The organism is Paenibacillus taichungensis (assembly GCF_003287275.1).
Lineage (GTDB): Bacteria > Bacillota > Bacilli > Paenibacillales > Paenibacillaceae > Paenibacillus > Paenibacillus taichungensis_A.
In genome coordinates this window covers 25,756-51,918 of sequence record NZ_QEVW01000004.1, presented here as the reverse complement: position 1 = coordinate 51,918, position 26,163 = coordinate 25,756, and the positions used below count along the sequence as shown (strand labels likewise).

24 protein-coding genes and 1 pseudogene are annotated in these 26,163 nt (G+C 47.5%); 6 read left to right on the top strand and 19 right to left on the bottom strand.

Features of this window, described 5'->3' with window-relative positions; all coding sequences use genetic code 11:
- Nucleotides 1-36: 36 nt before the first annotated feature.
- From DC345_RS05300 to DC345_RS05235, 13 genes are all read right to left on the bottom strand, one after another.
- A complete protein-coding gene (locus DC345_RS05300; RefSeq protein WP_113052218.1) occupies nt 37-1,149 on the bottom strand; it encodes a rhamnogalacturonan acetylesterase in 1,113 nt (370 codons plus the stop codon).
- Nucleotides 1,150-1,334: 185 nt separating this feature from the next.
- Nucleotides 1,335-2,174, bottom strand: a complete 840-nt coding sequence (locus DC345_RS05295) for a carbohydrate ABC transporter permease (protein ID WP_113052216.1) — start codon at nt 2,172-2,174, stop codon at nt 1,335-1,337.
- Between the two features lie 2 nt (nt 2,175-2,176).
- On the bottom strand, nt 2,177-3,079 hold the full coding sequence (locus tag DC345_RS05290; RefSeq protein ID WP_024633027.1) for a carbohydrate ABC transporter permease: 903 nt from the start codon (nt 3,077-3,079) through the stop codon (nt 2,177-2,179).
- 141 nt (nt 3,080-3,220) lie between these two features.
- Nucleotides 3,221-4,504, bottom strand: coding sequence for an ABC transporter substrate-binding protein (locus DC345_RS05285; RefSeq protein WP_113052215.1), 1,284 nt, complete (start codon nt 4,502-4,504; stop codon nt 3,221-3,223).
- A 221-nt stretch (nt 4,505-4,725) separates the two neighbouring features.
- Nucleotides 4,726-6,279: a response regulator transcription factor gene (locus tag DC345_RS05275; RefSeq protein ID WP_113052214.1), complete on the bottom strand. Its 1,554-nt coding sequence runs from the start codon at nt 6,277-6,279 to the stop codon at nt 4,726-4,728.
- Nucleotides 6,254-8,041, bottom strand: coding sequence for a sensor histidine kinase (locus tag DC345_RS05270; protein WP_113052213.1), 1,788 nt, complete (start codon nt 8,039-8,041; stop codon nt 6,254-6,256). The genes DC345_RS05275 and DC345_RS05270 overlap by 26 nt, the downstream gene beginning before the upstream one ends.
- A 261-nt stretch (nt 8,042-8,302) precedes the next feature.
- Nucleotides 8,303-9,619 carry an SGNH/GDSL hydrolase family protein gene (locus DC345_RS05265; RefSeq protein WP_113052212.1) on the bottom strand — a complete coding sequence of 439 codons (1,317 nt, stop codon included), beginning with the start codon at nt 9,617-9,619 and terminating at the stop codon, nt 8,303-8,305.
- A gap of 207 nt (nt 9,620-9,826) precedes the next feature.
- On the bottom strand, nt 9,827-10,117 hold the full coding sequence (locus DC345_RS05260; protein WP_113052211.1) for a hypothetical protein: 291 nt from the start codon (nt 10,115-10,117) through the stop codon (nt 9,827-9,829).
- A gap of 25 nt (nt 10,118-10,142) precedes the next feature.
- Nucleotides 10,143-11,006 carry an inositol monophosphatase family protein gene (locus DC345_RS05255; protein WP_397333632.1) on the bottom strand — a complete coding sequence of 288 codons (864 nt, stop codon included), beginning with the start codon at nt 11,004-11,006 and terminating at the stop codon, nt 10,143-10,145.
- 107 nt (nt 11,007-11,113) lie between these two features.
- The gene (gene uvsE / locus DC345_RS05250; protein WP_113052209.1) at nt 11,114-12,115 is read right to left on the bottom strand and encodes a UV DNA damage repair endonuclease UvsE; all 1,002 of its coding nucleotides are present in this window, start codon (nt 12,113-12,115) and stop codon (nt 11,114-11,116) included.
- Between the two features lie 158 nt (nt 12,116-12,273).
- Nucleotides 12,274-12,597, bottom strand: coding sequence for a hypothetical protein (locus tag DC345_RS05245; RefSeq protein WP_053779624.1), 324 nt, complete (start codon nt 12,595-12,597; stop codon nt 12,274-12,276).
- 31 nt (nt 12,598-12,628) lie between these two features.
- Complete coding sequence (locus DC345_RS05240) at nt 12,629-13,729, bottom strand: D-alanine--D-alanine ligase (protein WP_113052208.1); 1,101 nt, start codon at nt 13,727-13,729, stop codon at nt 12,629-12,631.
- A 133-nt stretch (nt 13,730-13,862) separates the two neighbouring features.
- A complete protein-coding gene (locus DC345_RS05235) occupies nt 13,863-14,882 on the bottom strand; it encodes an amidase domain-containing protein (protein WP_113052207.1) in 1,020 nt (339 codons plus the stop codon).
- Nucleotides 14,883-15,242: 360 nt separating this feature from the next.
- Here DC345_RS05235 and acnA point away from each other — a divergent pair, with 360 nt between their 5' ends.
- A complete protein-coding gene (acnA, locus tag DC345_RS05230; protein ID WP_113052206.1) occupies nt 15,243-17,957 on the top strand; it encodes an aconitate hydratase AcnA in 2,715 nt (904 codons plus the stop codon).
- Nucleotides 17,958-18,069: 112 nt separating this feature from the next.
- Here acnA and DC345_RS05225 read toward each other — a convergent pair whose 3' ends face one another.
- The 6 genes and pseudogenes from DC345_RS05225 to DC345_RS05200 form a co-directional block, all read right to left on the bottom strand.
- Entirely contained in the window at nt 18,070-18,384 is a 315-nt protein-coding gene (locus tag DC345_RS05225; protein WP_113052205.1) for a hypothetical protein, read from the bottom strand.
- A gap of 34 nt (nt 18,385-18,418) precedes the next feature.
- The gene (locus DC345_RS05220; protein WP_113052204.1) at nt 18,419-18,817 is read right to left on the bottom strand and encodes a hypothetical protein; all 399 of its coding nucleotides are present in this window, start codon (nt 18,815-18,817) and stop codon (nt 18,419-18,421) included.
- Nucleotides 18,818-19,085: 268 nt separating this feature from the next.
- A complete protein-coding gene (locus tag DC345_RS05215; RefSeq protein ID WP_113052203.1) occupies nt 19,086-19,637 on the bottom strand; it encodes a VanZ family protein in 552 nt (183 codons plus the stop codon).
- A 231-nt stretch (nt 19,638-19,868) separates the two neighbouring features.
- Nucleotides 19,869-20,196 (bottom strand): annotated as a pseudogene (locus tag DC345_RS32410) (M15 family metallopeptidase); the annotation flags it as partial.
- Between the two features lie 431 nt (nt 20,197-20,627).
- Entirely contained in the window at nt 20,628-21,716 is a 1,089-nt protein-coding gene (locus DC345_RS05205) for a HAMP domain-containing sensor histidine kinase (protein ID WP_113052201.1), read from the bottom strand.
- A complete protein-coding gene (locus DC345_RS05200) occupies nt 21,709-22,404 on the bottom strand; it encodes a response regulator transcription factor (protein WP_113052200.1) in 696 nt (231 codons plus the stop codon). The genes DC345_RS05205 and DC345_RS05200 overlap by 8 nt, the downstream gene beginning before the upstream one ends.
- A gap of 83 nt (nt 22,405-22,487) precedes the next feature.
- Here DC345_RS05200 and DC345_RS05195 point away from each other — a divergent pair, with 83 nt between their 5' ends.
- The 5 genes from DC345_RS05195 (at nt 22,488) to DC345_RS31655 (ending at nt 26,157) form a co-directional block, all read left to right on the top strand.
- Complete coding sequence (locus DC345_RS05195; protein ID WP_113052199.1) at nt 22,488-23,438, top strand: helix-turn-helix transcriptional regulator; 951 nt, start codon at nt 22,488-22,490, stop codon at nt 23,436-23,438.
- A gap of 72 nt (nt 23,439-23,510) precedes the next feature.
- Entirely contained in the window at nt 23,511-24,329 is an 819-nt protein-coding gene (locus DC345_RS05190) for a zinc ribbon domain-containing protein (RefSeq protein ID WP_181586491.1), read from the top strand.
- 533 nt (nt 24,330-24,862) lie between these two features.
- On the top strand, nt 24,863-25,030 hold the full coding sequence (locus DC345_RS31660) for a hypothetical protein (RefSeq protein ID WP_161490662.1): 168 nt from the start codon (nt 24,863-24,865) through the stop codon (nt 25,028-25,030).
- Between the two features lie 205 nt (nt 25,031-25,235).
- Nucleotides 25,236-25,925, top strand: a complete 690-nt coding sequence (locus tag DC345_RS05185; protein ID WP_113052197.1) for a hypothetical protein — start codon at nt 25,236-25,238, stop codon at nt 25,923-25,925.
- Between the two features lie 64 nt (nt 25,926-25,989).
- Nucleotides 25,990-26,157 carry a hypothetical protein gene (locus DC345_RS31655; RefSeq protein WP_181586490.1) on the top strand — a complete coding sequence of 56 codons (168 nt, stop codon included), beginning with the start codon at nt 25,990-25,992 and terminating at the stop codon, nt 26,155-26,157.
- Nucleotides 26,158-26,163 lie beyond the last annotated feature (6 nt).

The following is a 26,163-nucleotide window of genomic DNA, read 5'->3' as shown; positions in this document are numbered from 1 at the left end:
GCTCCCTCTTGCTCCGATTCCACCCTTCTTGCTCCCTTACCTCAAATACATCTGCAGTGGCTGCAGTCGCAGCTCGCGGATGGCTTCCGCCACCTGCATGGCGAGGCGACGAGCACCGCGTTCCTGAAAGTGGGTGTTATCCTCCACGCCTGCTGGGAAGTTCACATACTCACCCGGCAGCACCCACATGAAATCCTCCTTGCTGCCTTCAATGCCGGCTTGCTCGAACAGGATACGGCTTCGCTCAGCCAGATCGATCAGCGGCACACTTTCCTCTTCCGCCAGCTCACGCACGGCCACGATATAATCGCCATGGGTGTCGGTCAATGTTCCGTCATCAGCGAAATAGCGCCGATGCACCGGTGTCACGAGCACCGGACGAGCCTTAGCTTCGCGGGCGGCATCGATATACTTTTTCAGGTATTCCTTATATGTTGTGAAAGGCTCCGTTCCCCGGTCAGGGTCCGGCTTCTCATCGTTATGTCCAAATTGAATAAACAGAAAATCTTCGGGCTTAATCCTCTCCAGAATAGCATCCAATCTGCCTTCATTGATAAAACTCCGCGAGCTGCGCCCAGACTGGGCATGGTTATCGACAGCAACATCATGCTTGAATTGTGCGGGTAACAGCTGGCCCCAGCCACAGTATGGATATCCACTTTCCGGCTGATCTGTCACGGTAGAATCACCAGCGAGAAATACTGTCATCGTCTGATTGGCAAGCGTGATCTCCAATGCATTCATCCGTGGCGCGGGACCGGAGAAGGATAGTCGGAGCTTCCCGCCACGAACCACAACCGAGAATCGAACCTCTGCACATTGCCCAGGGAGTGTACGAATGGTTGGCAGCATCAGTCTGCCCTCTCCGGCTTTGATACGGGTGACCGTCTCTGCCAATTCATCCCCTGCAATCAACAAGACTTGATAGGTTCCATCAGGTACATTAACGATGAAAGATGCCTTGAGGGGAATACAGAAGCTTGAACGCAATCGGGCAGACACATTGGCCTGCCCTTGTTTGCCACTGTTTGCTCTACTGATATCCGATAATTCGTCTTCAGATATCCGTTGCTTCTCATACACAAGGGAACCAGATTCAAAACCGTATTCTCCCTGTTCTTCATATGAGGTGCTGGCAGACACTTTCAAATAACCCTCAAGCTCACCTGCACTGCTAGTGTCCGGTCCAAAATTGAACTTCCAGTGGGTAACGGCCTCTTTACCGCCCTCTACCGTTACCTCCTTGGCAACGGCTTGACTACCCTCGGCCTTATTCAATAAGAACACCCTCCTTGTTCAATATGCTAATCCAGGTTTGATTCAGTGAGTATCGTTTATCCTTTCAGACCACTGGTGCTCATGCCCTGTACAATTTGTTTCTGGAAAATAAAGAACACGGCTACAACGGGTACAAGACTCACAATGGACATCGCGAACATCGCTCCCCAGTTGGATGCAGACTCACTGTCCAGGAACATTTTCAGTGCCATCGAGACAGTATATTTATCCGGCGAATTCAAGTACAGTACTGGACCGAGCAGATCCTCCCATCTCCAGTAGAAGGAGAAGATCGCAGCCGTTGCGAGTGATGACTTGATAAGCGGCATAATAATCTGCACATACAATCTGAACTTGTTACATCCATCAATGGTAGCCGCCTCATCCAGTTCTTTCGGAATCGTACGAATGAACTGAACCATCAGGAAGATAAAGAACGGCATCCCGAAGAACGTAGGTACAACAATCGGTAGAATGGTATTTAACCAACCAAGCTTTGTGAAGATAATATATTGCGGTACGAGTACAACGTCATGCGGCAACATCAGGGTCAACATCATCAGAGAGAACCAAAAGTTACGTCCTTTGAAGTTGAGTCTGGCAAAACCAAAGGCGATCAGCGATGAGGATAACACAGCACCAATCGTAGAGATGACTACAATAACGAGCGAGTTGGTGATGTAATCCATAAATGGTCTTCCGCCTGCGCCTTTCCAGCCATCCGCGTAATTACTCCAGATCCATTCCGTAGGGAACAAGGACTCGGCAGTTACGAAAATGGTACGACTTTCTTTGAATGAGCTGAAAAGCATCCATAACACTGGATAGAGCATCAGGAGGGCCAAAGCTGCAACGAGCAGGTGATAGATGGGCCATTTCACATTTCTCCAAACCATCGTTACTTCCCTCCTTCGGATTCATAAAACACCCAGAACTTGGATGTCAGGAACACTGCGACTGTGAGTATCCCGATCATAATAAGCATGATCCAGGCCATGGCCGAAGCATAACCCATGTTGTTAAACATAAACGCCTGGCGGAACAGATACAGCGAGTAAAGCATCGTACCGTCCATGGGACCACCCTCGCCTTTAGAGATGATATATGCAGGTACGAAGGTCATAAATGCACCGATCGTTTGCATAATCAGGTTGAAGAGTATGATTGGACTGAGCAGTGGCAATGTGATACCAAAGAATTTGCGTACTGGGTTCGCCCCATCCACACCTGCTGCTTCGTACATCTCGGGAGAGATATTTTTCAGACCGGCGAGGAAAATGAGCATGGAAGATCCAAACTGCCAAACGGATAGCGAAATCAACATAACGAGAGACGCGTTCGGATCACCAAACCAGCTGATTGGCCCGATGCCGATTGCCGTTAATGCACTGTTGATGACACCCTCATTACTGAAAAGGTTACGCCACATAATGGATACGGCCACACTACCACCGATAATGGATGGCAGGTAGTACAAGGTACGATACGTTCCAACCATACGAGAACCCGTATTCAGAATCATGGCTACAAAAAGCGCGAAGACCAGCCTTAGAGGGACACCAATGAACACATACAGGAACGTTACTTTAACCGAATTCCAGTACTTCGGATCATCAAAGAACATTTTGGTATAGTTGTCCATCCCGATCCACCGTGGGGAGGTAAACAGGTTATAACTCGTAAACGACATGTAGAGGGATACAAACATCGGAATAAGCGTAAAGCCCAGAAATCCAATGATAAAAGGACTAATAAAAGCATACCCGGTTAGGTTTCTGCGCAACGACGAATATTGCCTCAACGGAACGAACCTCCTTTATTGATCTGCTTGCTTCCCACAGCCTTACTTCGGGTTACTGGACGGGGAAAGGCCCTCGCGTTATGCGAGTAGCCCTGTTCCCGTCCATCCCGTTAATGGGATGAACAAGCAATCATTCAACTGTTATTTATTGTTGGCAAGAACCGCCTCGGCATTTTTGCGGAATGTCGCTGCTGCTTGTTCCGGTGTAACCTTACCAAAGTTCAGTTCCTCTACGACATCCGCAAGAGATGCGATAACTTCAGGTGAACCTACTGGTGGTGGCGGACTCATTGGTGAAGCCTTAGGCTCCATGGCCGCTACGAATTCAAATACCTGCTTCGTTGCATCACTCAGCTCAGGAGCGATAGCTTCCTTGATTTTGCCCGAGATCGGCACACCGCGCTCGCCTTTGATCAGTTTGTTAGCTTCCACATCATTCACCCAGAAGTCAATGAATTTGGTTGCTTCTTCCTTCACTTTTGAGTTCGATGTTACAGCCCAGTACATACTTGGCTGCATATAAAGTCCTTTTTCCATGTCAGGTCCAGGCATTGGTGCAATCTCTAACGGACGGTTGGCAACTTGCTGCAAGGCCACAAACTGGTTGGACCATTGCCATACGCCAATTCCTTTTTCCTTGACCAAATCGGATTCCTCGATAATACCTTTCGTCTGGTTAGCCAGATCCGGGGAAGGCGCTGCGCCCTGCTCGATCATCCGGCGCATGAGTCCGAAGAACTCAACAAATAGTTTGTCGTCATCATAGCCAAGACCCGTTCCTTCAGCATTGTAGAGGGACAATCCTTTGGTACGCAGGAAATAATGGAAGAAGATATCCGGCGCTACACCCCCATCCAAAAAGAGCCCTTTGGCAGCCGTTTGTTTGCCAAGCTCTTCATACGATTCCCAAGTCATATTTTCAGGAATGGCATCCACACCCGCTTTTTTGAGCAGAGCTGGATCATACTGGAAACCCAGTACGTTAACACCAGCAGGTACTCCATATTGTTTGCTGTTGATAACGCCTGTGCTGATTACGTTCTCGGATACATCGTCCACTTTAATCTGGTTTCCAATGTACGGGGACAGATCTTCGAGCTGTCCATTCTGTGCATATTGGCTGATGTAGGAAATATCCATCTGAACAATGTCCGGCAGTTGATTCGCTGCAGCTTGTGGAGCGAGCTTTTTCCAGTAGTCATCGAACGAAGCATATTCCACGTCAATTTTGACGTTCGGGTTTTTCTCTTTGTACAAGTCAATGACCTTCTGTGTATATTCGTGACGTGCATCCGATCCCCACCATGCGATACGAAGTGTTACTGAACCATCCCCAGATGATTCGCCCGATCCTCCGCTGCTGCTGCATGCCGTTGTTAATACCAGCAATGCCGCCATCATCAGGAATATCGCCTTTTTCACCATGCCAATCTCCCCTTTTATGTTGAAATGGTTGTGTGAACGAGTTATCTTCTACTTTCTGATAACGCTTTCACGAACTTTATATTGTCATTTTCGCAAATGTCGGACCATAGTTGAATACACAAAACCGTCTTGTTGGTTCAAAAAACAGAGGAGGACAACTGCACCTCTATCGGCACTGTTAGTCCCCCTCATATATCGAATACATGATCGTCAGTCAATTGTTATAAGCCAGTTCTGCGGAATTCGGTAGGTGTCATGCCGGTCCACTTCTTGAACACCTGACTGAAATATTGTGAGTTCCCCCCAAAGCCAAACAATTCGGCAAGCTCAAAAACCTTCACATCCCCACCTCTGCGAATATGGTCGCAGGCACGCTCAATGCGCAACCGATTCACATAATTGGAGAAGTTTTCTCCCGTCACTTTTTTGAAAATTTTGCCGAGATAATCCGGATTCATATATAACATCTGATGGGCGACCCCGTTAAGTGATAGATCAGCTTCTCCATAATGGCGATCCACAATATCCATCATCTTCTCTACGGCAGAAGATTGACGACTAATATGATTTTTGTAATAACCGGAGGTTAGCCGGGCTGCGCTGCTGGCAACAAAAGATTTTAAGCCAGACAATGTGTCGATATGGGGAAGCTCTGCCATCTGCTGGGTAAATTCCGTCGCCTCCTCAGGAGGACAGACATGAATCATTGCTGAGTACAACTGCACCACATACGAACGAGTAATCCCGATTTCAAGCTGCTGACCAGACAAAAGGTCGAACAGGCGATCCACTTCAGCTGCTGCTTCTTCGGTATTGCCTGACTTAATCAACTGGCACAACTGCTCGGCATCTTGTTCAACATGTACACCATCACATTCCCCGGCCAGCTCCAGATCACTATTGGTAATCAGCTTGCCTTCACCGATAAAGAAGCGGTGATTCAGGCATTGCAGTGCCTCACGGAACAGACGTCGGGACTGGATCATCCGATCTGCTTCACTTAAGGCAGCCGTAACTTCCAATTTATATAATCTGGTGAAAGCAGCCCGCACTTCCTCAATGCTTTCCTTCAGACCAACCGGATCCGCAGAGTCTCCCAGTAATATTAACAGTTTGCCTTCAATGGTTGTGCTTAGCAGAACATGGGGCAGCAGATCACTGGCAATATTTTTGATCGCAAATAAATGACTATAATCATGTTCATCTGCAATCCGGAACAGCAGCAGTCGAACTGCGTTATCCTCCAGTTCCAGATCAAACAGCTCCTGATAATACTCCAAATCGACCGGACCATAGGTTTGGTTCGTCATAAACTCCAGCAGGAACTGCTCCTTCACATGGGGCAGGACCCGCTGCAGCCGCTGTTTCATCTCTCCGGCGACATGTTCCTTTACCTGGGCATCCTGGTGTTCCTGAAGCAACTCGGACAAAGCATCGTGAATCTGGTTCTCGTTACACGGTTTAAGCAGATAATGTTTCACTCCATACTGCATGGCCCGTCGAGCGTATTCGAACTCTTTGTAGCCAGACAACATGATAAAGCGAAGTCCAGGGTAAGCTTCGGAAGCTTTTTCAATGAGTCCAAGACCATCCAGGCCCGGCATTGAAATATCCGTAATGATAATATCCGGTCTGGAATGACCGATTTTATCCAGCGCTTCAATTCCGTTTCTCGCGGTATCCACCAGTTCCGTTCCCGCTGCAGCCCAATCCACGACTTGCGAAATCCCCTCCAGAATGACACGTTCATCATCTACGAGCATCACTTTGTACATCGTCATCGTCCTCTCTAATCCAAGGTATTCTGATCGATACTACGGTCCCTGATCCGGGATTGCTGCTCATGATCATCTCGCCCTCTTCGCCGAAGGTCAATCTGATCCGCTCTTTGATGTTCGACAGTCCGATCCCCTGTCCCCTCGTCTGTACCCGTCCCTCTTGCAATTGCTCCAGAAATTCGGGAGTCATGCCCGGACCATCGTCCTCCACCTCAATTACAACGTTGTCTCCATCTGCTCTCGCTCTAATCCGAATACGGCAAGGTTCTATGCTTGGCTCCAATGCATAATGAATGGCGTTCTCCACCAATGGTTGCAATGTCAGCTTTGGAATACGTGCAGTTCCCACTTCAGGCGCAATGTCCATGTCAAAATCAAGTCTTTCCTCGAATCGCGTGTGCTGGATCGTCACATAACTGCGAACAATCTCCAGTTCCCTTTCCAAAGTGATCCACTTCTCGGACATGTTCACCGAGCTTCGTAGCAGAAATCCAAGAGCCTCAACCATTTCGGAGATTTGATGCTGCTTCTGTACTTTGGCAAGCCAGTTGATGGATTCCAGTGTGTTATATAGAAAATGTGGATTAATCTGAGCCTGAAGCGCTTTCAATTCAGTCTCTCGGATCACGAGTTGCTTGGCATAATTCTCGTCAATGAGTTCGCGTATACGCTGTACCATCATCTTGAACGTGCGATGCAACAATCCCACCTCGTTCTGTGAAGATGCCGGGACATTGCCTAGCGCTGCTTCCTCCAACTTATCCAAGTCGCCCTTTTCGATATTGCGCATTTTCTTGATCAACTGGGCGATGGGCTGTGTAATGCTGCGGGAAAACTTGGCTCCGAATATAAGCGCCGCCAGGAATATCATGATAAAAATGACGGTCACCAGCTGTTTGACAAACTGGATCTGCTTAAACATTTGGTCAAAGGGCGTCATGTACAGATACACCCAATTGGTATAAGGAGAATTCGCACGGGCGACGAAATTCCTCCCCTGCTCAAACATGGCTATCCCATAAGGCTGAGTGCGCTTCAGTTCAGACTCGATTTCAGATTTACTGACAGTCGACTCTGTTGGGTAGATTACTTCGCGACCATCTGTAATTAATAGCTGTGAATCCTCTGCCGGGTGCTGCATCTGGTCCTGAACTATTCGATCCAGTCGTACACGAATAACGAGAGTGCCCAACTTCTCCAGCGTGAACGCTCCACCGGTAAAAGACTTTACCTGTCTAACCGAAAGCAGTCTCGCTTGTTGATCGCCGCCCGTGTACCAGGCATTGGAGCCAGAATATTGTTGTCCCAAAGCAACCAATTCGCTTTGCTTCTTCTCCGAGATCCCCTCCCGGTTTCCAGCCGCCATAACATTATTATCATTATCGATAAAGATCATGGAATAGACGTATTTCTCTGAACCTGCATATGCCACCAGTCTATTGGTAATTTTTTTGCGCAATCCATTTTGCTCATACCCTGATTCAGCCTTATCCAACTGAAGTAGATATTGCTGAAGAGGCTCGTCAGACATGACCTTGAAGGATAGATTGGAGATCTCGCGCAGTTGGTTCTCGATGCCCACCGAAGACATATTAAGCACCTGCGAAGATTTCTCATAGATCTGTCGGTCATAAATGCCGAACACATACCCCAAGACAGATACATAGAACGTGAAGCTGATCATCATCAGTAATCCAATGAGGAGAATGGTTTTATGATGAATTGGTAATTTCGTGAAAGCGTTTTTAATTCTACTCATCCAAAGCGCTCCTTTGGCTCGCGAAGGGTGCTGTCATTCGAAACTGTTTTCGATCTACTGTAAGTTATTTTCATATTTACACATCCATGGTCAGATGACAAGTCATATTTATGCAACATTTCAGGTCATTTCCGAAGGTTGGGCTCCTTGGTTTGGAATGAACATCGACAGAAAAACAGCCAGATTCCCTGAAAAGATCAAGGAATCTGGCTGCTCGATATACATGCGATAGTGTATTGTATTAGAGTGCTACTTATTACATTAAGGATTCACAAAAACGGTTTTTAACTTGGCTACATACTGCACGTCAAAGCCAAGACCCTCGGCAACCATGGCAAGAGGGACATACGTTTTCGATTCAGTACCCACCTTGTTCAGGAATGCAGGTGTATCCACGGCTATGGATGCACCATTCACCTGAACAGCCGTTGCACCAATCTTCACGGCAACCTTCCGATCTCCATATGTAATCGTTGCGGTTGAGGTTTTGTTATCCCATACCGTGGTTGCGCCAACGGCGTTCACGATATCCTGGATCGCCACAAAGTTTTTGCCATTGCGGTTAATTGGTTTGTACGGCGTATCCAGCGTTTTACCACTGACAATGATATTCATCGGTTGGCCTGTAGCAGGAGCCGTCAGCTTGGTGTAATCGCCCCAGATTGTTTCTGCGAATACTTTGGCAATCGCTTCATATCCGAACTGATTCGGGTGGAAATCGCGGTCCTTAATCATGTGAGTCATCGTGCCTTCACCGACAACAAACTCCTTGGCGACATGAGCCACTTTTACATCAATCCCTTTAGCGGAAAATTCAGTCGCAATTCCATCAATGGTCGCAGTAAACCCTTGGGAAGCTTCCATCAGTTTCGCATAGAGCGCTTTGCCAGCTACTTCAGGCATGGGTTGGTACTGGTCAGCAATTACAATTTTGGAATTCGGATTAATCTCATGAATATCATTGATAACTGCACTAACATTGACTGTATAAGAAGTTAGCAATTCCTTCACTTTGGCTTCCAGTTCCGCGTCACTCAGCTTATCTGCTGAACCAAGCAACTCGGATACATCGTTCCCTCCAATTGTGACGGCAACGAGATTGGCTCCTGCTACACTCTCCCGGATGGCAGCAATATTGGCTCCAACTTGTGCCGCTCTTGGATCAGGAAGGCTCGGCTGAATAGCTTCGGAAGTGAGCGCTTTCCCTTCTTTAATCGCATCTGCAAAGTTTTTCAAACCACTGCTCTTCAATCCGGCAATACCATAGTTGTCCACCTGAGTACGTCCGTGAAGCAGACCTTGTTCCTGCAACCGCTCTACATAACCATATGGCAGTTCTTTGAGGTTCGGCTCATACCCTACGGTGATGGAATCCCCCAATGTGACGAGGCGGAATTCCTTGGTTACCGCTACCGCATCTTTCTGTACAGGCAATGATGATGTTACGCTTCCAGCTGGTAACGTATTGCTATCCGCAGCATGAGCAGACTGTGCGGATGATGCCAAAATCAGCATCCCTGCCAGCATACTTGCCGTTAATCCCGCGGCGGTACTTCTCCATATGCGTTTACGCTTCATTCTTAGAACACTCCTTTTTTTCTCGTATCTATAAAATAAAATATAATTACATATTACACTGTTCACTCCAATGACAGAAGTTCGTGTAACTCTATTCTAACATTATTAAAGGGGTGCTGTCGTCTGCACTCCATATCCGCACGAAAAACAGACTCCCCTAATTAGGTAAGTCTGTTATCCGTTGAGTATAAGCAAGATGTCCACTCGTTAAGACTTTGATTTATTCGCGTCTCCAGAATCAGAACCATTCGGGTCGGTATCCGGTTTGTTCCCGGCAGAACGCTCTAGGTATCGATCGTAGCGATCGTCCACCTCACGTGCCATGTCCCGGTACTTCAACGTTTCTTCGACAATCGGGTCCCGTTCTGTCTGAATGCGAACCTCGTACTTGGGAGGAATCAGCTGACGTTCACGTTTGTCAGCATCGCCAGACTCCTCCATGTCCCCTTCAGTCAGCATATCACTCAAACGTCGTTCCAGTTCTTTGGATTCATCCATTGTTGTTCGCTCCTTCAGTAAATTTTCACTCTAAACCAGTTGCATTTGCTTCCTTCAGCACACCCGTCAGTGCATCATGAATCTTGCCATTGCTGGCAACCACATGACTCACGGACAGCTGGTAAGGCGTTCCCACGGTATCAGTAACCTTACCGCCGGATTCCTCAACCAGCAGTGCACCTGCGGCGATATCCCAAGGCTTCAGTCCGACTTCGGTATAAGCGCTCAGACGACCTGCTGCAACATATGCCAAGTGCAGGGCGGCAGAACCACCTGCCCGCAGACTGCGTACTTGCGGTGCAAGAGCCTGAACAGCGGCCATATTGATCGGCAACGCGTAGGTTGTATCCGCGGGGAAGCCAACTGCGATCAGGCTCTGAGCCAGTTCCTGTTCATCCGATACAAGCATCCGGTTTCCGTGCACGTAAGCGCCTTTTCCTTTTTCCGCAACAAACATCTCGTCACGGGAAGGATCGTAGATTACTCCTACAATCACCTCACCGTTATGGGCCAAAGCAATCGATACCGAATAGAACGGAAATCCGTGTACAAAGTTCGTCGTTCCGTCCACCGGGTCCACAATCCAGAGAAACTCTTCTTCCTCTGCTTCTTTCAGTGCCTTCGCTGATGCTTCCGGCCCCGGTTCCACGCCTTCTTCACCCAGAATGACATGATGGGGAAAATGCGTCAGAATCAGGCGGCGGATCATCTGTTCCGCACCTTTATCGACTTCAGTAACGAGATCCTGCGGGGAATACTTGGTTCCGGGCTCCCCCACAGTTCCTAGACGGCTCTTGATCCACTCTCCAGCTTTGGAAGCTGCATTAATGGCGACGGCAGTATAGCTTTTGCTTGTCACGACATAAGGTGTTTTTTCCTTCTCATTCAAAGCGTTCACTCTACTTTCTATATCAATCTACGAAAAATTAAAATACTTGTTAAAAGTATACGCCCCGAGGGTCGTAAAGTTTCTCGTTGCCCAGGCCCCTTTTGGCGCTACGGATGAATGATAACCGTCGACTCGTCCACCCACTCCACACCCTCTTCGTGATAGAATGCTAGTTTCTGCATCAACTGCACCAGAGCTTCATCCTTGCGTTTGGCCTCAATCATCACATCAAGAGCGGGCGTATCTGCTGCAATATGACGTAAAAAGGCGAGCAATGGTTCCACCTCAACACCATCCGCATGTCCTCGCAGGTCCTTCTCACTCTTTGGACTGGAGACATGAATTTTGGGCGGCAAAGGCTTGTCTGCCGGTGAATCCGCCTGAGCAAGCGGGGACTCCCACGTTTTCAATATATCCGGCCAGAGATCCCACGGCTGTTCGCCTTCATTGTTCACCCATTGATGGTGGATATCCAGCACCATGGGCAGTCCCATTCGCTGACATACCGAGAGGGTCTCGGGAGCATTGAACGTTTTATCATCATTTTCAAGCGTCATCCGTTCCTGAATATCCCGATCCAGCTTCAGAAAATTTTCTTCAAAACGCAGCGCTGCACTAGGCTTGTCTCCGTATGCACCACCAATATGTATATTGTTCTTGGCAGTAGCATTCAGCCCCATGGCATCCAGCATGCGCACATGATGACGAAGGTCGCGCATGGAGTTGCGCAGCACTTCCTCCCGAGGCGTGCTGAGTACCGTAAAATGGTCCGGGTGGAAAGATACACGCATCTCGTTCTCCTTCACAAAATCGCCAATCGCGGCAAAATCCTGCTTAAGTGCGGGAAATGGATCCCAATCACTGAGATCTTCATGCGTTGCTAGCGGAATTAGTTTGGAAGAGAAACGATATACATGAATATGACTTCCTTTGTTGTGTCTGAGCAAACGTAATGTATTATGCAAATTCTCGGCCGCAATCCGTTCAAGCTTGCGAATTGCCGCTTCCCTATCATCAATTTTCTTAAAGCTGGACATGGTCATCGTCCGCGAAGGTGAAGCATTCTCCACAAGCACGGACATCGCCACATAGCCAAAACGTACGAGCATGAATTTCTTCCTCTCTATTAGGGCAGGATTCCTTCCCGGCATATATTGAAGCCGGCAGTCTTCCCTTCACTTTATATAACCAAGTTTTACCCTAAAAGAGTGACCATAATCGTGTTTGGACAAATCCGTCCATGCGCTTCCGGTCCACATGTAGCAAACTACCCCTGTGCCTGTTCACCAAAGAACATCTCGTCCGCGAGAGCCGTCTGAATACGTGATTCTTCCTCGTTCAGTTTACGGATCAATTGCATCTCCACTTCGGTCACTTCTTGACCCTGGAAGTTAATCTCAGCAATGGAGACTACGATTTTTACGATGGCTACGGCCACGTTATCCGGTGTGTAAGCAATGACTTTCTGTCCGGTAGGAAATACGCGAAAACCTTGTTTGACCATTTTGCCACGGCCGTATTCAAGCAATTCAAACAGCTCTTGTTCATTCTTGAACTTGCACACGGAATTGAATTCGGTCTGAAATCCCATTCATACCCCTCCTTATAATGTCGTCCTTAGGCTACGCCTGTACGCCATTCTCGTAGTTCAACGCCTGCTTGCGGTTGTAGCGTTCCAAAGCCAGCTCAATCATGCGATCCAGCAGTTCGGCATACGATACGCCCGTCTCACGCCACAAGAGCGGGTACATGCTGTATGGTGTGAAACCAGGCATGGTGTTTACTTCATTAATAAGCAATGCCCCATCCGATTTGCGAATGAAGAAGTCTGCACGGGAAATGCCATTGCCTTCAATCGCACGGAATGCCTGCAATGCGGCCTCACGGATACGATCTGCGGCTTCCGGGTCTAGCGGAGCAGGGATCAGCATCTGAGACTGTCCATCGATGTATTTGGCTGCATAGTCATAATATTCACCGGAAGATACGATTTCTCCTGGTACGGAAGCCATCGGTTCGTCATTACCAAGCACACTGACTTCAACTTCTCGCGCCTCTACAAACTCCTCAATGACTACCTTTGTATCGTAACGGAGAGCGAACTCCACGGCTTTCTTCAGTTCATCCCGGTTACGCGCCTTCGAGATTCCTACACTGGAACCGAGATTGGCCGGCTTAATGAAGCACGGATATCCAAGTTGATCTTCCACCTGCAAGATCATTTCATGTTCAGTCTGCTTCCATTGGGATGCGTTAAAATACGTAAAGGCACATTGGTCGATTCCGGCCTGCGCGAACAGTTTCTTCATGACCACTTTGTCCATGCCACCAGCCGAAGCGAGTACACCTGCACCAACATAAGGCATATCCGCCATCTCGAACATCCCTTGAATCGTACCATCCTCACCAAACGTACCGTGCAGCAGCGGGAACATGACGTCCATCGCCTCTTCTCCGCCATATAAACGGCCGAACAGCGCGTTCAGCGCTTCCTGAGTTCCGCCCGCCGCCTGCTCCAGCTTCAAATCTTCAATCTGCGCAAATGGCGCGTGCATGACAGATCCTTTTTTCCACGTACCCTGCTTGGAGATATAAAAAGGAACCAGTTCATACTTCTCATAATCAAATGCGTTCGTTACAGCAAACGCCGTTTGCAGCGACACCTCATGCTCGCCTGACTTTCCGCCGTAAACGACGCCTACTGTTAATTTATCCATACTCATGCGTAACCTCCGATTATCTGTGCAATGATGCTGCTATGTCTGCATGTTCAGCACCACTTTTATTCTGTTATCTAGACTTATTTTACACGGAACCGGATGTCCACGTCACCGAATCCCGTAAAATCTTTGACCCTCAAAACTCATCTGCAATGTGAAAAAGCCGGTACACCGTCCGCTCGTTCCAAGCGTAAGAATCCCGGTAATCCCAAAAACGGTGGCGACTGCTGACCGTATGTGCGTTCACAAGCGGCATGCCCCCCGCATCGAAAGCGGTCACGACGGTACTATGCTGAAACCTTCCGTCCCCGTCCCAGTCGTAAAGAATTACGTCTCCGAGCATTAACTGCTCCGGGCGCTCCACTTCGGTCGCTGACAATCCCCAACTGCTGCCGGATAAATAACGCTCCAGACTGTTAGACACGGCCCAGCTGTAACTCCACATTTCAGAGCCATTTACATAGCCTTTGTACCACCATCCTGCTTCTCTTTTACCAGTATAGTGGATGGGCGCTCCCCCTGCAAAGAGACATTGGGACACGTAATTGGTGCAATCTACTTCGAATTCCTCAAATGCCGGGTTTCCCGCATTCCACCACCGATCCGCATAAGCGACAGCCAGATCCCTGCGATACAACTGCTGCCTCGATCTTCTACCCTGTCCCAGCACTTCTCGGTTAAGCAGCGGCCTATTCATCGCCTGTACAAAATCGGCCTGTTGAAAAGGACGGCCCTCTCCTATCGGGCGACGCTCCGGCACTTCACGTTCTACACGTGCAATGGTCCAAACTCCACCTTGCCTAAGAAAGGTCAGGCGTTCCCGCTCAATCCGGTCTTCCCGATGGGTCAAACCATTCTTCTCATAGAACAGCCTGCTGTACAATTGCACATCCACCACCGATTCATCTGCCCCATCCATAAGTGTCCGCACAAGCTTGGCGCTGGTCTCACTGCGAAGAGGCACGGCCCGCCGCTTGCGGTACCATTGGTCCAGTCTGGCCATCCGCTCCCCCCGCTCCAGCACAAATTCCGGATCGGTGACAATCCGTTCGCTTGTCTGTGGACGGTAGTCGATCTCACAGCGATTATACTGGTTCACGTAGGTATATAAGGCACTCTTCCATTCGCGTTCCAAGCCTGTGTCCCCCTTTGGCATGAGTTCTGTCCGGAATGATCCATTGCATGAAAACTCTTTTTTATTTATATGAGGGAATTTCGGTTGTATGTGTCTGGTTCTGTTTTGAAGCCTTATTATGGGGGATAATGCGTACGGAAGAGAGCACGTCCATCTCCTTCACTTGAGAACGCATTCAATCTCTCAATGGCTTGGCTGGACAGGCAAAAAGCCCTTTACGTACGGAGCTGAAAACGGTATACTTAAAACTAAAGTTACGATTATGAAATTACGTTTCACCTAATGAAACTAACGAACAAGGACACGGAACGATGAAGGCCTGTTCTTCACCTAAATGAACGTTTTCTTCATCTCACCGACACATTTTAAGGAGGTACATGTATGTCAGCCAAGAATCATTTCTCCGCGGCCCGCAGTCTTGAGGTCGGAGGCAAGTCTTATCGCTACTACAGTTTAGATGCTCTTCAGGAAGGCGGCTACGGCGACCTTTCCAAGCTTCCTTTCTCCATTAAAGTGCTGCTCGAAGCAGCTATTCGTCAATTCGACGGACGTGCTATTACCGAAGAACATGTAAAACAACTGACCGGCTGGGCAGAAGGCCGTGACAATAACAAAGAAATTCCATTTATCCCTGCACGTATCGTTCTGCAGGATTTCACTGGTGTACCCGTTGTCGTTGACCTTGCAGCAATGCGCGATACCGTGAAAAAAGCAGGCGGCGATCCGAAACAGATCAACCCTCTCGTACCCGTTGATCTCGTTATCGACCACTCCGTTATGGTTGATGCATTCGGAACGAACGATGCACTCGACTACAACATCAAGGTTGAGTTCGAGCGTAACGAAGAGCGTTATCGTTTCTTGCGCTGGGCGCAAACGGCATTCAACAACTTCCGTGCAGTTCCACCATCCACAGGGATTGTTCACCAAGTTAACTTGGAATACCTGGCTTCTGTGGCTGCAACCAAAACCATTGACGGTGAAACGGTTGTATTCCCGGATTCCCTCGTAGGAACGGACTCCCACACCACCATGATCAACGGACTCGGCGTTGTTGGTTGGGGTGTTGGCGGAATCGAGGCTGAAGCAGGTATGCTCGGCCAACCGCTTTATTTTGTTACACCGGACGTTATCGGTTTCAAATTGACAGGCAGCCTGAGTGAAGGCGCAACAGCAACGGATCTGGCACTCACAGTTACCCAAATGCTGCGTAAAAAAGGCGTTGTCGGTAAATTTGTCGAGTTCTACGGACCGGGTCTTGGCAACATCAGCCTGGCTGACCGTGCAACAGTAGCCAACATGGCACCAGAGTACGGCGCAACAATTGGTTTCTTCCCTGTAGACAGCGAAACACTGAACTATATGCGTAATACCGGCCGTACCGACGAGCAAGTGGATCTGGTTGAGGCTTATTACAAAGCTCAAAACATGTTCCGTACTGCTGATACGGTTGATCCTGAGTTTACCGACGTGATCGAACTGGATCTGGCATCCGTTGTTCCAAGTCTCGCCGGACCAAAACGTCCACAGGATCGCATCGAGTTGACTCAAATGAAAGAAGGCTTCAACAGCATTATTCGCACGCCAATCGACAAAGGCGGATATGGGCTGAGCGACGAGAAAATCGCTGAGAAAGTGCCTGTGAAACACCCTGACGGTTCCACTAGCGAACTGACTGCTGGTGCTGTCGTTATCGCGGCAATCACAAGCTGCACCAACACATCCAACCCTAGCGTTATGGTCGGAGCGGGTCTGCTTGCCAAAAAAGCTGTTGAACGTGGTCTGACTAAGCCTGGCTACGTGAAAAGCAGCTTGACTCCAGGTTCCCTCGTTGTTACCGAGTATCTGGAAAAAGCAGGTCTGATTGAATACCTCGACAAACTCGGATTCAACGTTGCCGGCTATGGTTGCGCAACTTGCATCGGTAACTCTGGCCCACTGCCAGACGAAGTAAGCGAAGCAATCGCCGAGAACGATATGACGGTAGCGGCTGTATTGTCCGGTAACCGTAACTTTGAAGGTCGTGTGCACGCGCAGGTCAAAGCCAACTATCTGGCTTCACCGCCACTCGTTGTGGCGTACGCTCTCGCGGGTACCGTTAATATTGATTTTGCAACCGATCCAATCGGTTATGATACCAACAATGAACCTGTATTCCTGAAAGACCTCTGGCCTAGCTCCGAGGAAATCAAGGATACCATCGCTAGCTCGCTGAATGCACAGATGTTCCGCAACAAATACGAGAACGTATTTACAGCTAACGAACGTTGGAATACGATTCCAGTACCGGAAGGCGAATTGTATGAGTGGGATCCAAACTCCACATACATTCAGAATCCACCATTCTTCCAGGAGCTTGGCGACAAGTTGACTGATATCGCAGATATTCGTTCCGCACGTGTTATGGCATTGCTTGCTGACTCCGTAACAACGGATCACATCTCGCCAGCGGGTAATATCGCACCATCCAGTCCGGCTGGACTGTACCTGAAAGAACATGGCGTAGAACGCAAAGACTTCAACTCTTACGGCTCCCGTCGTGGTAACCATGAAGTTATGATGCGTGGTACGTTTGCCAACATTCGTATTCGTAACCAAGTGGCTCCAGGAACTGAGGGTGGTATTACGAAATACCTGCCAACGGACGAAGAGATGTCCATCTACGATGCTTCCATGAAGTATCAGGATGAAGGACAGAACCTGATCGTTATCGCTGGTAAAGAGTATGGTACAGGAAGCTCGCGTGACTGGGCGGCCAAAGGAACATTCCTGCTTGGCGTCAAAGCCGTTATCGCAGAAAGCTTCGAGCGTATTCACCGCAGTAACCTGGTGGGCATGGGCGTAATGCCATTGCAATTCCAGGAAGGCCATGGCTGGTCCAGCCTCGGTCTGAACGGTCGTGAAACGTATGACATCACAGGTCTGAGCAATGATGTGAAACCAGGACAAGAACTGACGGTTACCGTAACTCGTGAGGACGGCACCAAGTTCGACTTCCCTGTTATCGCTCGTCTGGACAGCATGGTTGACGTGGACTACTACCATAACGGTGGTATCCTGCAAACCGTATTGCGTCAAATGATGAAAAAATCTTAATCGCATTTATATTTAATGCAGTTAAGTTATACAGAAAAGCTCCCCGTCACGTGCGCTCTGCACGGTGACGGGGAGCTTTTTTTTGATTTTGCTTTTAATAATCGATATACGTTTAAAAATCTATCCTCAATCCAACTTCCGAATCATCAGGTGGCGAAGGAATGCGATATACACCTCTGCAGTTTAATTTCTCCACGTTAATCCAGTCTGCAAAATCATCCCCACCATAGCAACGCACAAAAACACCATATTCTTTCTTACCCTCATGATCAATATATTCGGTATATTGGGTGAAAGGATGTTTCCCTTCTATACTCTGCAAAAAATCAGAAAACTCCCCTCTCCACTCATTTATCTGCTCTGCATATTGATCGGGGACATAATAATAGAAACCATCTGGCGTATAGTATGAAATCTTCATTATCATCTAGCAGACCTCCTAGATCCAATTTAATAGCAGTTTAGAGTTTTAAGATTTCCATACCTTCTTTTAGAAATGACGAGACGAGTGTATGATATTCAATTCCATCTGCTAGTTCTTGTTTTGTTTTATGTACCAGAAAGTGAGAGTATTTCTTCATCAGTTCATGCTCATTCAACTCAATGGGTAGGTAAATAAGCTCAACGTCACTTGAGTCAAAATAGTGTCGATAACCTCTCTCCGATTGCCCTACCTCCATCACGGTTGTTACGACCAGTAACTCATAACGTGTAAAGGTTTTTATCAAGTCTGATCTTTTCTGTTCTAAATCACGTACAAATTCTTCACCTTGCTGATTACGCTCAGCTTCAGCAATTTCACTTTCAATCTCCATGATCGCTTTCATTCTTCCTGCGAGTTGTTTAGCCAATGAATACAATATATGTCCTCCTTGTAAGGATGTGGGTTGATAAATGTATCATCTCTACTCTACCTCATTAGCGATTCAGCTCGCAAACGAAGTCATTATCTGTTTACAATTACTCCACCTTATCTGGCAGATATAAAAGCTCCCCATAACGTACTCAGCACGTTATGGGGAGCTTCTCATATTAATATGACAAAGGCTGTGTAACGCATCTACACTTCCTTTTAATGTCCAATGTAATCTGATGCTTTATCCAGAGATTGCATGTGCATTCCCCTCCTTACACCCGACTCTGATTGGAATTATACTCTTTTTTCGCAGTGCTTGCTGTTCCTCCCACAATCATACGTTTCAGACCGATAAGCATGGTATATAGAACATAACCAACCATTCCACCAACAGTGTTCAACATAAGATCATCCACGTCGAATATGCCCATGCCCGTCAATAGCTGTGTCGCTTCAAAGGCAAAACTTAAGAGTAAGGAAAGTACGAGTACCTTTGCCCCTGACAAAAGCTTGTTCCCCATCAGCACTGGAATGAAAATACCCAGTGGGATAAAGGCCATGACGTTGCCCAGCAGATGAATTGCGGTACCCGGACGATGTAACGACAGGCTATTCCAGTCTCTTGAGATTTCCTGAAATGGCGTCAGGTTAACGGTTCGCGTATGAATCAGATCCGGTTGCTGCGCGATCGCAATAAGTTGAACCCTCACGATGCCCCAATCCACAGCATGACCCTTGAATAATATAAGCTTGGTTAGCAGATACAGATAGACGATCAATGCCGCGACCCATATCATCTTCATGTTGAACTCCTTAGGTTTCATAAACGAACCTCCATGTATTTCTAGTTGTTTATTCCTCCACCGTCACGACAACTCCCTTCATGTTGTCTCCCGATATCTCATATTGACCGTGCTCAGGTATATTTATGGTCTCATCTTTGGATGCATCGTAATAGCGTATAAAATAATGCTCTCCCCCGACTTCGGCAGAAATGCTCTTTTTCTGCTGCAGCAGCTCCAAATATTGCTCCAGCACCAGATGATTATGATACATGATGGCGCTGTGCGGCAATCCCACATACCGGAAATGCCATGGTTCAAATTGGATGCCGGTGATGTCGACTTTATCCTTCGGGTAACGCAAGACGAATCCGAATTTCCATGCATTCTTTTCCAGCCAGGCTCCTTCTGGTGCTTCACTCATAGCAGCCAGCGTAGAGCCGATATCCATGGACAAGCCCAGGTTATGTTCACTATGTCCTGCGGGGAGCGCATAGTCCGATCCCTTTTCCTCATAAAGCTGCTCCTGCTTCGTAAAGTCCCTATAGCCACTGCTGATGATAAAATATCGCACGTCATCTTTCCCAGCAGCTTCAACCATCTTCTGGAACGCTTGCGCTACGTACTTTGACAACATAATTTTCTGATCCATCAATCCGTATCCCCGGACCAATTCATGTTGTTCAGCCAGATTGACAATGTCGGTTCTAACACCTTCCGCATGAACGGGATACTCCGAATTGACGAGCAATAAATTCCCCTTATGTACTTGATTCTGCATATCCACGTGAATTGTTTTGGTATAACCTGCACGAATTTCACCCGTATCCTGAACTTCCAGATTCGCCTCTTCCTTCTGCTCAAACAGTGCGGGTGACTTGGAAAAGATATATCCCAGTACAATGATACATATCAAAAATCCCCACTTTTTCATTCCATGCTCCTCCTTTACCTCGTAATTCAAGGATAGAGAAAACTAGTTAAAAAAAAGCAGGGCAATTCTAAAGTTTTTCTTAAATTCAGCCTTTTACTTCATTCTAATGCAGGCAACCGCACTTCAAACACGGTCCGTACGATATCACTTTGAGCCGAAATGGACCCATCATGCTGCTCCACAATATTTTTGGCAATAAACAGGCCCAGGCCTGTTCCACCTTCCTGAGGTGTCCGCGCACGATCTCCGGTATAGTACATATCGAAAATATGAGGCAGATCATCCGGATGAATATGTCCCCCATAGTTCATGATCTGAATGATCACCTGTCCTGCTTCACGATGCCCATGGATATCCACGTAGAGACCATCTGTACCATGACGTGCTGCATTGATCAACAGGTTCTCAAACACGCGTGCAAGCACCTCACCATCGCCGGAGATGGTTAACTCGGAATCGATATGCAGTCGGGTGACCAGGTGGTTCTTTTCAAAAACAGGGTACAGCTCTTCGTTCATCTGCCGTAGCAGTTCACTAAGATCAAGTCTCTTTTTCTCAATCGACAACATACCATAATTCATTCGTGTAATCTCAAACAAATCATCAATCAGTTTCTCGAGACGTTGAGACTTGGTAAAAGCAATCGCTGTAAAGTGCCTAACCTGCTCCTCCGTCAGCTGATCATCCTTCATCAACAGATCCAAATAACCCAATACTGATGTTAAAGGGGTACGCAAATCATGCGCCAGGTTTACAACCAGCTGGTCCTTGCTGCTCTCCGCAAAATCTCCCCGTTCTACCGCTTCCCTCAGTTTCAGACTTGCCAGATTGATATCCTCAGCAATCGCGCCCAGCTCGTCCTTCGTCGAAATTTGCACACGGTGCTGGAAATCACCACTTGCGAGCTGGCGGATACCTGTGGAGATATTTTTGAAGTAGGTAACATACGGCTTGGTAAACCAGAAGAAAAAAAGGGTGGCAAGCGGTATGAACAAGATGAGGAAAAAGTAAATATCCCCTATACTTCTCATAAAGTGACGATATTCCGCTAACTGATCTTCCGCACGCACACCGGTGTAATAGTATTGCATCACTTTATATACCCCAAAGGTAATCGCTCCAGATGCCAACATGCTTAAACCAAGCAACAGAATCATGGTCGTTCGAAAACTTCTGCGTTTATTCATTAAACGTATACCCCACACCCCAGATCGTTTTGATAAACTTGTTCTTGCCCACATCTTCGCCAAGCTTCTTGCGCAGGGTCCGAATATGAACCATTACGGTATTGCCGCTCTCATAATAAGCCTCTCCCCACACTTGCTCAAAGATGCTCTCCGCACTGAACACCTGTTTGGGATGACTCGCTAGCAGATACAGGATGTCAAACTCCTTCGGTGTTAACTCTACTGGCTTGCCGTATAAGGTTACGCTATGTTGATCTGGCGAGATAATGAGCCCTCCCTTCTCCAGAATGGAGCGCTGAATTGGTACAGACTGGCTGAATTGAAGTGAACGGCGCAGCTGGGAGTTGACCCGCGCAACCAGTTCCATCGGGTTAAATGGTTTCGTCATGTAATCGTCTGCGCCCATCACGAGTCCGGTGATCTTATCCATATCTGAAGTTTTGGCGCTCAGAAAAATGATAGGCAGGTGATACTGCTCCCGAATTTTGCGGGTCACCTCATATCCGTCCATACCCGGCATCATAATATCCAAAATGGCCAAATCTATTGCTTGTGTCTGAATGGCTTGAACCGCCGCTTTCCCATCAAATGCCTTGATGATGTGATATCCTTCTTTTTGCAAGTGCAATGCAACCAGATCAGCGATCTCAACTTCATCATCTGCGATCAAAATCGTAATACGCTTCATTGCTTATTCCACTCCTATATGTGATGCTCAACAATATAACATATCTGAATCCAACTTATAAATGATTGAAGGGAATCCAATATATGAAACTCGACCGTTTATTAGCCATTGTTGTGCTGTTAATCAATCGTGGCCGGGTGCAGGCCAAGGATCTGGCCGATACGTTTGAAGTATCCATCCGCACCATCTACAGGGATATAGACACGCTGGGTCAGGCCGGTATTCCTGTCGTCACCTATCAGGGTGCAAGCGGTGGTATTGGCCTGGCAGAGGGCTACCGGCTTGACCGAAATGTATTGACCGACAAGGATCTCGCCTCCATTGTCACTGCGCTGCGCAGTGTCTCCACCTCCCATACGAATGTTGCACGGGATCTATTAATGGAGAAACTCAGCAGCATCGTGCCTGAAGCCAAAAATGAGGATTTCCAAGCCAATACCAGCCGCTTCATTGTGGATTATTCGATGTGGACGCATCCCGAAGCGCTGCAAATGAAACTTCAACTCATTGAACAGGGCATGGATCAACTGCGGCCCATTACATTTACCTATTGTAGTGCAGAAGGTACTCAAACTCATAGAACGACCGATCCGCATACCCTTGTGCTCAAAAAACATTCCTGGTATCTCTATGCGTTCTGTCACGAACGCAACGATTTCCGCATGTTCAAGCTGGTCCGTATGCGAGATGTCGCCCTTGCCCAAGGAAACTTCGAACGAAGGCCGATCAACCTGCAGGACAGGCCCTGGCAGCAAGAATGGGCAACTCCGGATAATAAAGTGGCCCTGAGCCTGAGATTCCATGCTTGTATCCGTCACATCGCAGAGGAATGGTTTGGCATAGAGAACGTCGTTTCGGATGGTGAGGGGTATTATATCAGCCAAGTCGCATTCCCGGAGGACAACTGGTTATATGGGTTCATTCTTGGATTTGGCGCGGATGTCGAAGTGCTGGAGCCTCTGCATATTCGGGAGGAGATTCGTAGAATTGCTGAACAAATTGTACAAAATTATAAAACCCCACCCTTAACCTGACAGACAGGTGTCCAGTTCCTACCGTTATACTTCTATTATATTCAAGCTGTACATAACAAGGAGGAATTGATGATGAACGTCACAGTATGCCAAAGCTGCGGAATGCCACTTACTACCCCTGCTCAATTCGGAACAGATATAGATGGCAATACAACCCGCGAATACTGTATCTATTGTTATAAAGAAGGCAAGTTCGAGCAACCCGATATTACGCTGGAGGGCATGATTGAAATGTGCACCGCCATACTGGACCAGGAAGGTATGGACGAGGAATCTGCAAGGGCGATGCTGCGTAACCAGCTTCCTTTTTTGAAAAGATGGAATGCCTCCGGCTCAGAACGGAACGTGACATTTGGGGCAGAAAATTCGGATGATTCCGTTGAATTTAATCAAGGAACTCGCGACAATCGGCTTTCCACAGAGCCCATTCGGTACGTCACACTGCCAGGAAAGCGCCTTGCAGGTGTGTCCGCCAGAACAACCAATGCCATTGAGATGAGTGGCAAAGGCTGTATTCAGGGACTCTGGAACAGCTACTTCGCCTCAGATCATCAGCCTGCCCCTGAAGCCAACCGCTATGGCTGTTACGCTAATTATACAGATGGCATAAATGGAGAATACACCATACTGGTGGGTCATGAGGTGGGTCTGGATGAAGCTTTGCCTGAGGGAGTGAGTTCCGTTAACCTGCCGCCTGCAACATATGCGGTGTTCACCTCCAGAAAGGGCCCGATGGCCGAGGTCGTAGGTGAGGCCTGGGGTGCGGTGTGGGCCTGGAACAATCAAGGGGATCGCACGTTTACCGGAGATTTCGAATTGTATGATGAGCGCAGTCTCGATCCTGAGAACGTACAAGTGGACTTGTATATCGCTGTTCGCCAAGAAAAATAAGAAAAAGTGATTATGGTCATTTTATTTCGAATTGGACCGTTGCGATCTATATCTCAATAGCATACCGCTCACGGATTTATGCAAATGTTAGGCTGTCAGGTTTTCCTGACGGCTTTTTGCCTTGTTCCCTTTATCTATCCACCAAAAAAATGCCCTAGTATGCACCCGACAACCGACCATGGTACCAAGTTAGCTAGCTTGCGTCGTACCTATACAACCAGACAATATGTCTTAATTTCGACACAATTGGCATTCCCAAAACTGGGTCTATTCACTTAACAACCGCTTCTATCCTCCCATACGAAACCTCACATATGCGGTCCTTTTCTCCTGAATTTACTTAAAAACGTTTACATCCCCTGAATACGGGGTAAAATCACTACAATCCAATTGGAATTACACCTTAAGTTACCTGTTTCGTCTAACAAGTCACAAATACCTATTTGCGTAACAGAGACGATAACCCGTCAGAATACATAATCTATCAATAATCACATATGCATATTCGAAAATGCATTAAAGGAGGAACCAAGATGATCCGCATGCCTATTCAGCAAATGATCCCGTACCACCATCAATATCCGCGCAACACGGCGACCACTGCTCCCAAAAAGGAGAATGAGAACACTCAAGGTCTATCCTTTCATGAAATTTTGCAACAAAAAATGGCTAAAAAGAATGCTGCCCCTTCTATGCGTTAAATGAAATAACGAGCGAATCGAGAATCGCTTACGTGGTTTGCACCGTTCCTCTGCGAAGTTGTGGATGAACGGTTATTCGCGTTTTCACGATAAATGTTGTGAACTCAGTATTTTAAATATGTACAGTCTATTGTCTCATCCCTATAATGGGTTAAATATCTGCGAAACTTATATGAGACATAATCCATTTCAGGGGGCAAGTATGATGATGACCATTGGCTGTTTTCACGCTCACTATTCCAATATTGCACTGATTGAAGAAGCGCTCGCTCCTTATGAGGTTGAACTTGTACATTATGTCGATCCGGGGCTGGATCGCCTCAAACATGATGCTGATTTCACCGAAGCAGTTATACATGAGAAAGTATCACAAACGCTGCATTGGATCGCACATTGTCATGCCGACGCCATCCTTGTCACCTGTACCCTGTTTGCAGCCGTACTTGAGCAGGAGGTACAACATGTTCCCGTACCCGTGGTTGGTATTGATGATCCCTTACTTCAGGAAATGCAGCAGAATTCTGGCGAGTACATTCTAGCGTTTACCAACCCTGCAACGATTGAAGGAACGATGGCGCGGGTGAATCAGGCTTTGCAGCAAGATGTTGAAGATGAGCAGCGACACGAGGCCGTGACCATAAAGACTGAAGCAGTACTGATCCCGGGCATATTCGAGTTAATTATGCGAGGCGATAAGGAAGGTTATCTTGCAGCAGTGAGCACCGGGTTACAACAACTTGCTGAGCAGTATCCAGATAACACAGTCGTAGCCGCTCAATTGTCCATGGCTCCTGCAGCAGCACGGGTCACAGCAGTTACAGGCATGGCAATCTATAGCCCTTTGGTTTCGCTAGCGGCGTATTTGGAGAAGAAGTTGAGCTTGAAGCGGCGTTAGACTTTGAATCCGAGACGTAAGCCATTCAAACCATCTACGTCTACAATTGACGGGAGGAATAAGCGTGCGTTTTCTTTATGTTGTTATATTATTTGTAGTTGGATTTGCCTGTTCGGCGTTTATATATGGCGGTTCTCCCAGATTGAGTGATGCACTCTTATTTGTTATTGCGGGGATTTTATATAAAATGTGGAACAAGAAAAATCAAGAAACTCATCCTGATGAGAACTGAACGTTT

Coding starts and splice junctions, on each gene's coding strand:
- DC345_RS05295 (WP_113052216.1), bottom strand. CDS start 2,174: ATGGTTTGGAGAAATGTGAAATGGCCCATCTATCACCTGCTCGTTGCA.
- DC345_RS05285 (WP_113052215.1), bottom strand. CDS start 4,504: ATGGTGAAAAAGGCGATATTCCTGATGATGGCGGCATTGCTGGTATTA.
- DC345_RS05275 (WP_113052214.1), bottom strand. CDS start 6,279: ATGTACAAAGTGATGCTCGTAGATGATGAACGTGTCATTCTGGAGGGG.
- DC345_RS05270 (WP_113052213.1), bottom strand. CDS start 8,041: ATGAGTAGAATTAAAAACGCTTTCACGAAATTACCAATTCATCATAAA.
- DC345_RS05265 (WP_113052212.1), bottom strand. CDS start 9,619: ATGAAGCGTAAACGCATATGGAGAAGTACCGCCGCGGGATTAACGGCA.
- DC345_RS05260 (WP_113052211.1), bottom strand. CDS start 10,117: ATGGATGAATCCAAAGAACTGGAACGACGTTTGAGTGATATGCTGACT.
- uvsE (WP_113052209.1), bottom strand. CDS start 12,115: ATGCTCGTACGTTTTGGCTATGTGGCGATGTCCGTGCTTGTGGAGAAT.
- DC345_RS05245 (WP_053779624.1), bottom strand. CDS start 12,597: ATGGGATTTCAGACCGAATTCAATTCCGTGTGCAAGTTCAAGAATGAA.
- DC345_RS05240 (WP_113052208.1), bottom strand. CDS start 13,729: ATGAGTATGGATAAATTAACAGTAGGCGTCGTTTACGGCGGAAAGTCA.
- DC345_RS05235 (WP_113052207.1), bottom strand. CDS start 14,882: ATGCCAAAGGGGGACACAGGCTTGGAACGCGAATGGAAGAGTGCCTTA.
- acnA (WP_113052206.1), top strand. CDS start 15,243: ATGTCAGCCAAGAATCATTTCTCCGCGGCCCGCAGTCTTGAGGTCGGA.
- DC345_RS05225 (WP_113052205.1), bottom strand. CDS start 18,384: ATGATAATGAAGATTTCATACTATACGCCAGATGGTTTCTATTATTAT.
- DC345_RS05215 (WP_113052203.1), bottom strand. CDS start 19,637: ATGAAACCTAAGGAGTTCAACATGAAGATGATATGGGTCGCGGCATTG.
- DC345_RS05205 (WP_113052201.1), bottom strand. CDS start 21,716: ATGAATAAACGCAGAAGTTTTCGAACGACCATGATTCTGTTGCTTGGT.
- DC345_RS05200 (WP_113052200.1), bottom strand. CDS start 22,404: ATGAAGCGTATTACGATTTTGATCGCAGATGATGAAGTTGAGATCGCT.
- DC345_RS05195 (WP_113052199.1), top strand. CDS start 22,488: ATGAAACTCGACCGTTTATTAGCCATTGTTGTGCTGTTAATCAATCGT.
- DC345_RS05190 (WP_181586491.1), top strand. CDS start 23,511: ATGAACGTCACAGTATGCCAAAGCTGCGGAATGCCACTTACTACCCCT.
- DC345_RS31660 (WP_161490662.1), top strand. CDS start 24,863: ATGATCCGCATGCCTATTCAGCAAATGATCCCGTACCACCATCAATAT.
- DC345_RS05185 (WP_113052197.1), top strand. CDS start 25,236: ATGATGACCATTGGCTGTTTTCACGCTCACTATTCCAATATTGCACTG.